We start from the raw sequence: 13,333 nt of genomic DNA, 5'->3' as shown, positions 1-13,333 counted from the left end.
CTCCGGCCGGATGATCGGCGAGGGGTCGGCCCCGGGGACGGGAGCGGACCGGAGCGGACGCGCGGCCCGCCCCGCCCCCGGGGAACCGGTCAGGAGGCGGCAGCGGCCTTGAGGTCGGCCTGCAGGGCGGTGACGTCGGAGGCGCCCTGGGCGAACTTGGTCAGGGCGTCGTTCATCGCGTTGGTGGCCTTCGACGGAAGGGCCGCGCCGTGAGCGATGGAGGAGACGATCTTGTCCTTGGCGAAGGACTCCATGGCCGAGCGCTGGTACTCGGAGAACTTGCCCTTCTCCTCGTCGGTGAGGTCGGTGCGGGCCGGGATGGAGCCCTTGACCGTGTTGAAGGCGATCTGGCCGTCCTTGGAGGAGATGGCGTTGAGCCAGTTCTTGGCCCCGCCGGGGTGCTTGGCGCCGTCGGGCAGGGTGAAGGAGTCGGCTAGGAAGTCGAAGACGCCGTCGGTGCCCGGGACCGGGAAGTAGACGTAGTCCTGGCCGGCCTTCTTGCCGGCGGCGTCGAAGCCGGCCACGGCCCAGTCGCCCATGACGTTGAAGGCGGCCTTGCCGTCCATGATGGGCTTCATGGCGGGCTCCCAGTCCTCGGTGTAGAGGGAGGAGTCGGTGAAGCCCACGATGGTCTTGTAGTGCCCCAGCGCCTTGGTGACCTCGGCGCCGCCCCAGTCGGTCTTGCCCGCGAAGAGCCCGTTGTAGGCGTCCACGCCCAGGTCGGCGATGAGGATGGTCTCGAGCAGCTCGAGCTGGGTCCAGGCCATGCCCATGGTGATGGGCGTCAGGCCGGCGGCCTTGACCTTCTCCATGTCGGCGATCCAGGCGTCGATGGTGGTGGCGGGCTTGGTCGGGTCGAGCCCGGCGGCCTTGAGCGCGGGCACCGAGGCCCACACGACGTTGGCCCGGTGGATGTTGGAGGGCACGGAGTAGATCTTGCCGTCGGAGTCCTTGAGGCGGTCCATGAGGGTGGCCGGGAAGGCCTCGTTGAGCTTGAACTCCTCGTAGAGGCTGGAGACGTCCAGCAGGTAGCCGGCCTCGATGTGGTCCTTGATCTCGGCGCCGGCGTGGGCCTGGTAGGTGTCCGGCGGGTTCTTGGCGGCCAGGTCCGCGGCGAGCTTCTGCTTGGCCTGGCTGCCGGCACCGCCGGAGACGGCCTTGTTCTCGAACTTCGTCTTGGGGAACTGCTGGTTGAAGACCTTGACCAGGGCGTCCAGGCCGAGCTTCTCCGAGCCGGCCGACCACCAGGTGACGACGTCGACCTGGCTGGCGTCCCCTTCACCGGCGGCTCCACCGGACTTCGAGCCGGAGCTGCCGGAGGTCGCGCAGGCGGCCAGGGTGGCGGCGACTGCAGTGGTTCCCAGCCCTGCCAGCACGGCGCGGCGGGAGAGGTAGTGGGAGGGACGCATGGGACTGCTCCTTAGAAACGACGGTGTCTCATGACCACGGCACCGTTGCCGCGGGCGGGGAGGCCAGATGTTGTCTAGTCATCTGAACTCGCCAGGAGAGTAGACCTAAACTGAGCGAAACTCAAACATATATTGCGCAACCAATCATTATTCTGGTCGTGAACCACAGGTCTATACCAGCAATGGCAACGATTCACTCACCACCCCGTCCGCCACAGGCATGAAAAAGGTCCTCGCCGCTCGGATGAGCGGCGAGGACCCGGGTGGGAGCGGACAGGGCCTGACGCCCCCCACCCCCAGGGTGGTCCGTACCAGAAACGGGCCGGGCTCGAGCGGGCTCTCTCAGGGCGGGCCCGGGCCCGATCCGGAGGGCCGGAGGGGCTCAGATGAGCCCCATGGAGGCCACCGTGTTCTTCTCCTCGACGAGCTCGGCCGCCGAGGCGTCGATCTTGGCGCGGGAGAACTCGTCGATCTCGAGCCCCTGGACGATCTTCCACTCACCGTTCTCCGAGGTGCAGGGGAAGGAGGAGATGATGCCCTCGGGCACGCCGTAGGAGCCCTCGGACATGACCGAGGAGGAGGTCCAGGACCCGGAGGTGCCCAGCACCCAGTCGTGCACGTGGTCGATGGCGGCCGAGGCCGCCGAGGCCGCCGAGGAGGCGCCGCGCGCGTCGATGATGGCGGCGCCGCGCTTGGCGACGGTCGGGATGAAGTCGTTCTCGACCCAGGCCCGGTCGGCCAGGATGTCGGTGATGGGGGCGCCCTTGACGGTGGCCTGGGTCAGGTCGGGGTACTGGGTGGAGGAGTGGTTGCCCCAGACGGTGACCTTGTCGATGTCGGTGACGTGGCAGCCGGCCTTGGTGGCCAGCTGAGCCAGGGCGCGGTTGTGGTCCAGGCGGGTCATGGCCGTGAAGCGCGAGGAGGGGATGTCGGGGGCGTGCGAGGCCGCGATGAGGGCGTTGGTGTTGGCGGGGTTGCCCACGACGAGCACCTTGATGTCCTCGGCGGCGCCGGCGTTGAGGGCCTCTCCCTGGGGACCGAAGATGCCTCCGTTGGCGGAGAGCAGGTCAGCGCGCTCCATACCGGCCTTGCGGGGCATGGAACCGACGAGGAAGGCGATGTTGGCGCCCTCGAAGGCGGCCTTGGCGTCGTCGAAGATGTCGACGCTGCCCAGGGTCGGGAAGGCGGAGTCGAACAGCTCCATCGCGGTACCCTCAGCGGCCTTGACGGCCGGCGGGATCTCCAGCAGGCGGAGGTTGACGCGCTGGTCCGGGCCGAGCAGGGCGCCGGAGGCGATGCGGAACAGCAGGGCGTAGCCGATGTTGCCGGCAGCACCGGTGATGGTGATGTTGACGGGGGCGTTTGCCATCGAGGACTCCTTCGAGACGTGTGTCGTCGCGGGCCGCAGGCGGCAGCCCGGCAGGACAACGCTATGACGTTCGCGCAGGTGAACACACCGCTCCGCCGCATTTCGTGACTCTCACCACTGCCCGGAGCCACGGAGGTGGGATTCCTCCTGGTAGCCCGTGCTCTCCGTGAGATGCTCACCGCCCCTGACAACATCCTGTCCTGGTCGATACGCTGGGGGCCTCCCCCAGCCCGTTTCTCGTTTCCAGGACCGTGATGAGCTCACGCCGATCCCCCGCGCCCATCCTTGCGCCGCTGCGCCGCGGTTCCCCGCCCCGCCCGGCGGTCTCCTCACCCGCCGGGCGTCGCGCAGGCGCTCTCTCGTTCGGCCTGACGCTCGCGGGTGCCCTGGGAGCCGGGTGGTGCCTCATCTCCACCGGACGCGCTCTGGGCGCCCTGCTGAGCTCCTCGTCGGCGGCGGGTCTGCTCGCTCAGGCTCTGGCCGCAGCCGCCGTGAGCGCCGCCTGCCAGCTGCTGGCCCAGCGGGTCGCCCGCTTCAGTGCGCTCGCCGAGGAGTCGCACCTGCGCCGACTCACCCTGGCTCACCTGCTGGGGCTGGGCCCGGCTCGCGCCGCCGACGTCCGCAGCGGTGCGACCGCCTCCCTGCTGACCGACGGCGCCGAGCGCGTGGCCCTCTACCGCCAGACCTTCCTGGCCCCCACGCTGGCGGCCGCAGCGGCTCCCCTGCTGGTGCTCATCGAGCTGGCCGCCTTCGTTGATGTCGTTCCCGCCCTGGTCCTGGCAGCGGCCGTCGTCGTGGTGCCGGCCTTCATCGCCTGGTGCCACTCGCGGCTGCGGGCCTCGTCCTCGGACTCCCGACGGGCCCGTATGCGTCTGGCCGCCGAGTACCTCGACGCGATCCAGGGGCTGCGGACCCTCACCCTGGCCCGGGCCGCGGAGCGCACCAGTGCGCGCCTGCGCCTGGAGGGGGAGTCGAACCGGCGCGCAGTCATGGGGCTGCTGGCGGGCAACCAGCTCGTCATCCTGCTCACCGACGGCCTGTTCTCGCTCTTCCTCATCACCGTGGCCGCCGGTCTGGCCCTGCTGCGGCTGTCCAGCGGCATGATCGACGTCGGTGACGCCTTGGCGATCGTCCTGACCTCCTACGTGCTCCTTGAGCCGCTGGACCACGTGGGCGCCTTCTTCTACGTGGGCATGGGCGGGATGGCCAACCAGCGCGCCATCCGCAGGATCCTGTCGCGCCCTCTGCCGAGCTCCGCCGCTCGGCCCAGGGCCCGGACCTCCCCGGCGGCGAGCGCGCAGGCCTCCATCGTGCTCGACGACGTCGAGGCCGCCTGGGACGCCGACCCGGTGCTGGAGGGCGTGAGCCTGAGCGTGCGCCGTGGCGAGAGCCTGGCGGTGGTCGGTCCCTCGGGGGCGGGAAAGTCGACGCTCATGGCGATGCTCGCCGGCAACCTGCTGCCCAGCGGCGGGTTCGTGCGCGTCGAGGGCACCGAGCTGAGCGCCGCGACGCAGGACGAGGTGCGCTCGGCCTCCGCGCTGGTGGCGCAGACGACCTGGCTGTTCACCGGGACGATCGCCGACAACCTGCGCCTGGCCCAGCCCTACGCGACGCCGTCGCAGATGTGGCAGGCCCTGGAGGTGGCCCGCCTGGACAAGGAGGTGGCGCTCATGCCTCAGGGGCTGGAGACGCAGGTCGGCGAGGCCGGCCTGGGGCTGTCAGGAGGCCAGGCCCAGCGCCTGTCCCTGGCCCGCGCCTTCCTGGCCGACCGCCCCGTGCTGCTCCTGGACGAGCCCACCAGCCAGGTGGACCTGGCCAGCGAGGCGGCCATCATTGAGTCCCTTGAGCAGCTGGCCCAGGGCCGCACCGTCGTCATCATCTCCCACCGCGTCGGGGCACTGACCGCAACGGACCGGACCGTGAGGGTCGAGGCCGGGGCGGTCCATGAGGCGGGAGGAACCGCGGGCCCCGGATCCGCGGGCACAGCGCCCGCTCAAGAGGCCACGCAGCCCGAGGCCCACGAGGCCGAGGATCCCTCCCCCCAGGCCACCGACGGGGCTCACCAGGAGGAGCGGGCATGATCCGATCGATCCAGTCGAGGCGGTCCTCGGCGCCCCGCTCGCGGGCAGCCGGCGACTCGCGGCAGCGCAGCGGGACCGGCCGGGCCGATGCCTCCACGCAGTCACCTCCCTCACGGGTGATGCTGGTGCGCTGGCTGCTTCAGGTCACCCGCCCGGTGCTCTCACCGCTGCTGGGCTCCACCCTGTGCCGTGTCACTGACCTGCTGTGCGGCGTGGTCCTGTTCTCCCTGGGGGCCTATGCCGTGGCCCGGGTGGGTCTGGCGATGGCCAGTGGTGCACCGGTGCCCGTCGTCTGGCCGGTTCTGGCCGTCATGGCCGGGCTGTCTCTGCTCAAGGCGGCCCTGCGCTACGCCGAGCAGTTCCTCGGCCACCTGGTGGCCTTCAAGGCCCTCGAGCTGCTGCGCGGCCAGATCTTCCGTTCGCTCATCCCCCGCTCCCCCAGGGTCAGCGCGACGTCGCGCTCGGGCGACCTGCTGTCGCGGGCCACCAAGGACGTGGACCGGATCGAGGTCTTCTTCGCCCACACCTTCGCTCCGGCGGTCTGCGCCGTCGTCGTCCCGCTCACGGTGCTCACGGTCATCGGTCTCAAGGTGTCCTGGCTGGTGGCCCTGGCGGCGCTCCCCTTCGTGGTGCTCCAGCTGCTCATCGTGCCCCGCCTGGGGTTCGCCGCCTCCGTCGATGCCTCCCGCTCGGTCTCGGCGGCGCGGGCGAACCTCACCCAGCACGTGACCGACACCGTCCAGGGCATGAGCGAGGTCGTCGGGTACGGGCGCGGCCAGGAGCGTCTCGATGAGATGGCCAGGATCGACGCCGAGATCGCCGGTGCCGCCAGGCCAACCGGACAGTGGGCATCCGTGAGACGAGGCCTCAACCAGCTGGCGAGTCTGAGCGCGCCGATCGCCGTCGTCGCCGTGGGTGCGATGCTGCCCGCGACCGGCTCGGGCACAGGCGTTCCCATCCTGGCTGCGGCAGCCGCTGCGGTGCTGCGGCTTGCCGAGACAGTGCGCGGCGTCGAGGAGCTCTCGGGGGCGCTCAATGCCTCCTTCGCCTCGGCCGAGAGAGTGTGGGAGGTTGTCAACGCCCCCGTGGAGGTGCACGACGGCGATGAGGAGCTGACCGCAGGCATCTCCCACGAGGTCCTGTGGCAGGACGTCACCTACTCCTACCCCAACACCGCCGTCCAGGCCGTCCACGGCGCCAGTGTCAGGGCCAGGGCCGGACGGTGGACCTGCATCGTGGGGGCCTCCGGATCGGGCAAGTCCACACTGGCCCAGCTGGCGGTGCGCTTCGATGAGCCGGACTCGGGCCGCATTCTCATCGACGGCCAGGACGTGATCGATCTGCGTGCCGTCAGCCTCTATCAGGAGATCGGTCTAGTGGATCAGCGGGTCCACCTCATGCGGGCCAGCATTGCGGACAACGTGCGCCTGGCGGCGCCGTCGGCCAGCGACGCACAGGTGCGCCGGGCGTGCCAAGCCGCCTGTATCGACGAGGACATCGAGGCCTTCGAGGACGGTTACGACACGCTGGTGGGCGAGCGCGGCCAGTCCCTGTCCGGGGGCCAGCGCCAACGCCTGGCACTGGCGCGCGCGCTCCTGGCCCACCCCGGGGTGCTCATCCTCGACGAGTTCACCTCACACCTGGATCCTGACCTGGATGAGCGGGTGCGCATCGGGGTGCGCACCTATCTTCCGCAGGCGACGATCATCGAGATCACTCACCGCTTGCAGTGGTCCGAGCAGGCCGACCACGTCGTCGTCATGGACGCGGGGGCGATCGTGCAGACGGGGCCGCCGGCCAGGCTCCTGGCCGAGCCCGGACCGCTGCGCGCACTGCTCAGCCGAGGTCGCTGAGAGCGCGGCAGGCGGATTCCGGCTGGAACACTATCGGGCGCCGGGAGTCGATTGACTCCCGGCGCCCGATCGGCTGACTGCGATCTCTACTCGCCCGAGCGCGTGGCTGCGGCCGAGGCCTCGAGCTCCTCGGGGCTGACGACCCCCTCGACGCTGACCGCGTGGAGGTAGGCCATGCCATCGAAGGAGAGCTCGCGAACGTTCTCCGGGTCGCCCTCGTCGTTGACGGAGCCACCGGCCATGCGGTCCACGATGATGGCGATGGCGCCGTCACCGGTGACGTTCGTGGCGGTGCCGAAGGAGTCCAGGGCGATGTAGGTGGCGATCATGAGGGCCACCTGCTGCTTGTCAAAGCCGAGCATGGAGGACAGCAGGCCGGTGGCCGCCATGATGGCGCCCCCGGGCACGCCCGGCGCGGCCACCATCGTGATGCCGAGCATGAAGATGAAGCCGATCCACTGGGCGGTGGTCACGTGCACACCCTGGGTGAGGACGATCGCGAAGGCGAAGGAGAAGATCTTCGAGGTCGACCCCGCCAGGTGGATCGTGGCGCACAGGGGGACGGTGAAGGAGGCCACCGCATCGGAGACACCGTTCTTCTTCGTCTGGCGCAGGGTGACCGGGATCGTGGCCGCGGACGAGGAGGTGCCCAGAGCCGTCAGGTAGGCCGGGAGCATGGTGAGCAGTGCCTTGAGCGGGTTGCGGCGGCCGATGAGTCCTGCGGTGAGGAACTGGATGCCCAGGATGACGACCTCGAGGATGAGGACCACGACGACGACCCGCAGGAGCGCCTTCATCACCGCCCCGGCCGCCCCGGTGTAGGTGAGGTTGAGGAAGATGCCGAAGATGTGCAGGGGCAGCAGCGGGATGATGATCCGCTCGATGAGGCGGGTGATGATGGCTCGGAACTCGATGAAGCCCTTGCGCAGCACGCCCCGAGGCACCATGGACAGGCCGATGCCCACGACGAAGGAGAGCAGCAGGGCGGTCATGACCTCGACGGCCGGCGGCATCTTCACCGTGAAGTAGCTGCTCAGAGCCCCCTCAGGCTTGGCGACATCAGCCAGAGAGGTGCCGGAGAGCAGACGGGGGAAGGCGGCGGCGCACACCAGGAAGGTGAGGAAGCCTGCGAAGAGGGTCGAGGTGTAGGCCAGGGCTGTCGTGATCCCGAGCCACTTGCCGGCCCCGCGTCCCAGATCTGCGATGGCGGGGGTCACCAGGCCGATGATGATGAGCGGGATGGAGAAGCTGAGGAACTGGTTGAACAGGTCGGAGAAGGTCGCGAAGACGTTGCCGACGGGCTTGGGAATGAACGGGTGGCCCCCGAAGCGGATCGATCCCAGGAACAGGGCCAGCAGGATTGCGCCAATGACCCAGGTCAGGATGCTGTGGCTGAGACGATGGGCCAGCGAGGGCGAGGCCGAGGGATTGCTTGGCATAGAGGGACCTTCAGGGTGTGAAACGAGATGACAAGACGTCTTGACCGGGGCCAGCGTGCCATACCGCCCGGTCACGGCGCCGCACCGGACCGAAGAATGAGCACTCCCAGGGCACAGATCACACGGGGCGGCGCGCAGCGTCGCCGTGAGAACTCACGCGGTGTGCGGAGTGCTCCCCGCTCACAGGATGCGGGGCAGGTTGACGTAAGGCGACAGGAGGAACAGGACGGCGGCCAGACCGATGCCGAGGACGACGTCGAACAGGCGGCTGCGCGCCGCCAACCAGGTGCCGTCGGGGCGCTGGAGGCGGACGATGGCCAGCGTGAGGATCCCGGCGGCCGCCCACAGGACGGCGATGCGGCGGTGCCCCAGCAGCGCGATGGCGGGGACCGCCGCCAGGCCGAGGGCCACGAGGACCACACAGATGGTGCGATAGGGCTCCTTGTGCTCGGCCTGCTGGGGATGCGGGTCGTGAGTCACGGACAGGAGCCTATCGGCGCGTGAGGTGCGGGTCCATGACCTTTCTCCGGCTCACATGCCGGCCTTGTGCCCGGCGCGAGGAGCCGGGCACAAGGCGGCACAGGCGGTTCAGTGGGAGAAGTGACGGGTGCCGGTGAGGTACATGGTGACGCCGGCGGCCTGGGCGGCGTCGATGACCTCCTGGTCACGGATGGAGCCGCCCGGCTGGACGACGGCGCGGACCCCGGCGTCGATGAGGACCTGGAGGCCGTCGGCGAAGGGGAAGAAGGCGTCGGAGGCGGCCACGGCCCCGCGGGCGCGCTGCGGCGCGGCGGCGTCACCGGATGAGTCCCCCAGGACCTCGGCGGCGTCGGCCCCTCCCACGGCCCCCTTCTCCTGCTGGGAGCCGTCGAGTGCGGCGTCACCGGTGGATCGGCTCCCCAGGGTGTTGGCGCGCTCGACGGCCAGCTTGCAGGAGTCGACGCGGTTGACCTGTCCCATGCCCACGCCGACGGTGGCGCCGTCGTGGGCCAGGAGGACCGCGTTGGAGCGCACGGCGCGCACCGAGCGCCAGGCGAAGGCCAGATCGGCCAGGAGCGCGTCGTCGGCGGCCGGCCCCGCGGCCAGGGTCCAGGTCGAGGGGTCGTCACCGGCGGCGTCCAGGACGTCGCGCTCCTGGATGACGGCGCCTCCCGTGACCTGCTTGATCTCGTAGCCCTCGCGCTGGGGGGCCTCGACGAGGAGCAGGCGGAGGTTCTTCTTGGTGGACAGGATCTCCACGGCCTCGTCGTCGAAGGCGGGGGCGGCGACGACCTCGGTGAAGATCGGCTTGATCTGACGGGCCATCTCGGCGGTGACGACCGTGTTGGTGGCGATGACGCCGCCGTAGGCGGAGACCGGGTCGCAGGCGTGGGCCTTGCGGTGGGCCTCGGCGACGTCGCCGGCGGCCGAGACGGCGATGCCGCAGGGGTTGGCGTGCTTGACGACGGCGACCGTGACGGCCTGGCCGTGATCGTAGGCGGCGCGCACGGCCGCGTCGGTGTCGGTGTAGTTGTTGTAGCTCATGGCCTTGCCGTGGAGCTGGCGGGCTCCGGCCACTCCGCCGCTCGCCCCGGCGGTGCGGTAGACGGCGGCCCGCTGATGGGGGTTCTCCCCGTAGCGCAGGCTCGCCAGGCGCTCGTAGCCGACGCCGACGTAGGCCGCCGGCGCGGCCGACCCGCTCGAGTCGGCTCCGGCCGCATCGGCAGAGTCCGTGGCGTCGGCGACGTCGTCGGTCTCGATCTGGCCGGCCAGCCAGGTCGACACGGCCGCGTCGTAGGCGGCGGTGTGGGCGAAGGCCTCGGCGGCCAGGCGGCGGCGACAGGCCAGGGTGAAGCCGCCTTCTCGCACGGCGGCCGCGACGTCGTCGTACCGGCCGGGGCTCGTGACCACGGCGACGGCGGGATGGTTCTTGGCGGCGGCGCGCACCATCGTGGGGCCGCCGATGTCGATCTGCTCGACGCAGGCGTCGAAGGGGGCGCCGGAGGCGACGGTGTCGGTGAAGGGGTAGAGGTTGACGATGACCAGGTCGATGGGGGCCACGCCCAGGGTGGCCAGCTGGTCGAGGTGGTCGGGCTTGCGGCGGTCGGCGAGGATGCCTGCGTGGACGGCCGGGTGGAGGGTCTTGACCCGCCCCTCGAGGCACTCGGGGAAGCCGGTGACCTCCTCCACCGGGGTGACGGCCAGGCCCGCGGCGGCGATAGTGGCGGCGGTGGAGCCGGTGGAGACGATCTCGATGCCGGCCTCGACCAGGGCACGGGCGAGCGGGACGAGACCGGTCTTGTCGTAGACGGAGACGAGGGCGCGGCGCACTGGGACGCGGTCGGGGCTGACGAGGCCCTCGGTGGGGAGGTGAGCGGTGGGGGCCGCCTGGTTCGTGGACTGCGAGGACTGGGACGACGACGACGGGGACATGGACGAGGACATGGCGCTCCTGGTGCGGCGTGGGGAAGCGGGACGCCCAGGCGGGCGACGTCCCGTTCGTGGACGGCCTCGGCCACTCCCCGGTGGTGCCCCACCCTCGCCAGTCGCAGCCGCCCCCATCCTATCGGGTAGGGGCCACGACGCCACCGGAGAAGAGCGCCGCGCCTGCCTGACCTGACATTTTCCATGTCGCTCCCGGCGAACCGCCCGACCGAACGGCCTGTTTCCTTGCGGACGGCTTGAGAGACGACATACAGTCCACAGCATGACTGCGCCCATCAACATCGCAGCAACACCGGTATATCGGAGGACTCCCCCGGAGCGGTGGCAGGAGGCCGCCTCCGCCTACCGGCGCTGGTGGAGCCGCCACCCGGGGTTATCCAGTGCCCTGAACCTGGTGGCGCGCGGTGCCTACGCCCTCATGATCCCGCTGCTCATCGCCGCCCTGGTGATGGTGCCGCGGCTGGCCTACGCCTCCGTTCCGGCGGCCTTCATGACCGTGTGCCTCATGGTGGTGGCCCTCCTGGCGCGCACCCGCACCATCAGCTGGCGCTCGGTGCTGCTCATGTACGGCGTCGGCGCCGCCTGGTCGCTCGTCGTGGCCGTCACCATGAGCTCGGTGCGCACGCGCGCAGGACTGTCCGTCATGGGTAACGGGATGAGCATCGCCCTGACCATTGCGTTGGAGGTTCTCAGCCCGCTGGTGCCCCTGGTGCTCGTGGTCTTCCTGGCGCCGGGGCGGATGCGCCGCCTGGCGGCCTCCGACTGGGCGCTGCTGGGCTTCGCCGCCGGCGGCGGTCTGACGGCCCTCAATGACGGTGTTCGGGCCCTTGAGGAGAACAGCCTGCTCTCCTCGGTCCTGGGCAACGGGCGCCTGCCCTTCTCCTTCAACCCGTGGACCTCGGGGTCAATGACTCAGGAGAACAGCAACGTCCTGGCCGTCAGCAACCAGGTGAGCACCGCGAACATCACGATGGCGGTGGCAGTGGCGATCACGCTGTGGCGCCTCAAGGACTCGCCGGCCTTCGAAGGGGCTAAGAACCTCGTGTGGCTGCGGATCGTGGCCTGGATCCTGCCGGCGATGGTCATCCTGCAGTCGGTCAGTGACCACGCCACCTACATCGCCAGGATCGCCCAGCAGCTCGGCCAGAGCGACTCCGGCGGCGGTTTCCCGGCGCTGCTGATGTTCCTGTGGAGGATCAACGGTGGGGGCATGAGCGCCATCCCCCTGTCCGTCATCCTCATGGCCGCCTGCCTGCTCCTGGACGCCCACCGTCGCGCCTACGCGGGCGTGCACGGCTGGACGGTGGCCGGGGCACCGGCTCCCCGCTACCCCAACCTCACCGAGGCGCCGCCCTTCGCGCGCGCGCTCATCGTCTCAGTGGTGGCGCTGGCGAACTTCACCTGGGGCGACCTGGCCGTCACCTGGGACGCCTACGGGGACCTGCGCCAGGGCCGTCTCGACGCCATGCGGGCGGGGCGGGCCACGGCAGAGCAGGTGCGCGGCGTGCGGGCCGATGCCATGGAGGCCACGACGCCAGGCACTGAGCCCAATGCCCGCCAGGGCTTCCGCCTGGGGATCCTGGTGGTCAGTGTCGTGCTGTTCCTCCTGTGCTGCATGTACGAGGTGCGCACCGTCTGGCAGCTCGCCCCCGAGCTCAAGGAGACCGAGGACGACCTGTTCCTCTCCGCCCTGCCGCGCCTGGTCTCCCAGTGGTGGAGCGACCTGAGCGGCACCCAGGGGCTCCTCTACGCGATCGGCGCGCTGACCGCGGTGGCCATGAGCCTGTCCCTCGTCCTGACGCTGGGGGCGCCGGGGCGCCGCATCAGCACGGCACCGTCGTCGAGCAGCCTCGTCAGTCACCTGCTCACTCTCACGCCGGGGCAGGCGTGCCTGGCACTGCTGGACTTCGCCATGACCTACATGCCGCGCTCGGCCCTGAGCGCCAGCCCCGCCGGGGGCGGTACCGACCTGGCCGCCGAGCTCTCCGTCAACCGGCGGATCCGGGGCGCTGAGAGCTTCTCCGAGAGCCAGGCGCTGTTCACGGCGCGTACCAAACGGCAGGTGGCGGTCGAGGCCGATATCACGCGCCTTCGCCGGCTCGCCGAGTCCCTGGGCGTTACCGGCGTCGATGCCCTGGAGCCCAGCCGGATCGATGAGACCGTCGCCGATCTGGCCGACTCCGGGGCCGACTCCCAGGTCGTCAGACAGATGCGCGACCTGGCCGCCTCGGTGTCGGAGCAGCAGGCCGAGATCCTGGGCCTGACGCGCCGCCTCAACACCGGTAGCGGCGAGCAGTTCGCCATCCTGGAGGGCTTGCGGATCACCGACGACTTCCGGGGCGAGGCCATCGACCAGCGGCCGGTGGACAGCCCCGTCCACGCCCTGGCGCTCTCCCCCGCCGGGAACCAGCTGGTCGTCGTCGAGTACCAGGGGGCCGCCCCCACCATTGATGACGACGACGAGACCGACATTCCTCCCCGCAGGCTGCCGGGGCGGGCAGCGCACAAGTCGGCCGACAACGTTCTGGAGCACCTGGCCTGCGACGAGCGCGTCGCGCGGTTCTTCCGGGAGAATCCCGAGCTGTGGCAGGCCATCAAGGAGGGGCGCGCGCTCCTGGAGGCGAATGTCCTCTACACCCCCATCCCTGGGATGACCTACCGGGCCGGGACCGCGCTCCTGGCGGTGACGCCCGAGCTGGTCGAGGGTGTGGATGCCGCCGTCAGTGCCCTGAGCGGCGCGAGCACGGCGGCTCGCTGA

Annotated in this window: 8 protein-coding genes; 3 read left to right on the top strand and 5 right to left on the bottom strand. The window is 70.4% G+C overall.

Annotation, left to right across the window (positions count from 1 at the left end):
* Positions 1-89 precede the first annotated feature (89 nt).
* Both BKH32_RS10150 and BKH32_RS10145 read right to left on the bottom strand, forming a co-directional pair.
* A complete protein-coding gene (locus tag BKH32_RS10150) occupies positions 90-1,409 on the bottom strand; it encodes an ABC transporter substrate-binding protein (RefSeq protein ID WP_075249927.1) in 1,320 nt (439 codons plus the stop codon).
* 382 nt (positions 1,410-1,791) lie between these two features.
* The gene (locus BKH32_RS10145; RefSeq protein WP_075249926.1) at positions 1,792-2,778 is read right to left on the bottom strand and encodes a malate dehydrogenase; all 987 of its coding nucleotides are present in this window, start codon (positions 2,776-2,778) and stop codon (positions 1,792-1,794) included.
* A 254-nt stretch (positions 2,779-3,032) separates the two neighbouring features.
* Between BKH32_RS10145 and BKH32_RS10140 the strand changes: the two genes are divergently transcribed.
* The gene (locus tag BKH32_RS10140) at positions 3,033-4,859 is read left to right on the top strand and encodes an ABC transporter ATP-binding protein/permease (RefSeq protein ID WP_075249925.1); all 1,827 of its coding nucleotides are present in this window, start codon (positions 3,033-3,035) and stop codon (positions 4,857-4,859) included.
* Positions 4,856-6,712, top strand: coding sequence for an amino acid ABC transporter ATP-binding/permease protein (locus BKH32_RS10135; RefSeq protein WP_075249924.1), 1,857 nt, complete (start codon positions 4,856-4,858; stop codon positions 6,710-6,712). Before BKH32_RS10140 ends, BKH32_RS10135 begins: the two co-directional genes overlap by 4 nt.
* A gap of 86 nt (positions 6,713-6,798) precedes the next feature.
* On the opposite strand, the gene BKH32_RS10130 is transcribed toward BKH32_RS10135, so the two are convergent.
* The 3 genes from BKH32_RS10130 to purH all read right to left on the bottom strand — a co-directional run bounded on the left by BKH32_RS10130 (position 6,799) and on the right by purH (position 10,563).
* Positions 6,799-8,151 carry a dicarboxylate/amino acid:cation symporter gene (locus tag BKH32_RS10130; protein WP_075249923.1) on the bottom strand — a complete coding sequence of 451 codons (1,353 nt, stop codon included), beginning with the start codon at positions 8,149-8,151 and terminating at the stop codon, positions 6,799-6,801.
* Between the two features lie 180 nt (positions 8,152-8,331).
* Entirely contained in the window at positions 8,332-8,631 is a 300-nt protein-coding gene (locus BKH32_RS10125; RefSeq protein ID WP_075249922.1) for a DUF3017 domain-containing protein, read from the bottom strand.
* 108 nt (positions 8,632-8,739) lie between these two features.
* A complete protein-coding gene (purH, locus tag BKH32_RS10120) occupies positions 8,740-10,563 on the bottom strand; it encodes a bifunctional phosphoribosylaminoimidazolecarboxamide formyltransferase/IMP cyclohydrolase (protein ID WP_075249963.1) in 1,824 nt (607 codons plus the stop codon).
* Positions 10,564-10,837: 274 nt separating this feature from the next.
* Between purH and BKH32_RS10115 the strand changes: the two genes are divergently transcribed.
* Positions 10,838-13,333, top strand: coding sequence for a hypothetical protein (locus tag BKH32_RS10115; protein WP_075249921.1), 2,496 nt, complete (start codon positions 10,838-10,840; stop codon positions 13,331-13,333).

The sequence above is a fragment of the Actinomyces oris genome, assembly GCF_001929375.1.
GTDB lineage: Bacteria > Actinomycetota > Actinomycetes > Actinomycetales > Actinomycetaceae > Actinomyces > Actinomyces oris_B.
The sequence above is the reverse complement of the archived record's forward strand: the minus strand, read 5'-3'. Positions and strand labels throughout refer to the sequence as shown.

Bases quoted from the DNA above. Each gene is read 5' to 3' on its own strand.
- BKH32_RS10150 (WP_075249927.1), bottom strand. From the start codon at position 1,409: ATGCGTCCCTCCCACTACCTCTCCCGCCGCGCCGTGCTGGCAGGGCTG.
- BKH32_RS10145 (WP_075249926.1), bottom strand. From the start codon at position 2,778: ATGGCAAACGCCCCCGTCAACATCACCATCACCGGTGCTGCCGGCAAC.
- BKH32_RS10140 (WP_075249925.1), top strand. From the start codon at position 3,033: ATGAGCTCACGCCGATCCCCCGCGCCCATCCTTGCGCCGCTGCGCCGC.
- BKH32_RS10135 (WP_075249924.1), top strand. From the start codon at position 4,856: ATGATCCGATCGATCCAGTCGAGGCGGTCCTCGGCGCCCCGCTCGCGG.
- BKH32_RS10130 (WP_075249923.1), bottom strand. From the start codon at position 8,151: ATGCCAAGCAATCCCTCGGCCTCGCCCTCGCTGGCCCATCGTCTCAGC.
- purH (WP_075249963.1), bottom strand. From the start codon at position 10,563: ATGTCCCCGTCGTCGTCGTCCCAGTCCTCGCAGTCCACGAACCAGGCG.
- BKH32_RS10115 (WP_075249921.1), top strand. From the start codon at position 10,838: ATGACTGCGCCCATCAACATCGCAGCAACACCGGTATATCGGAGGACT.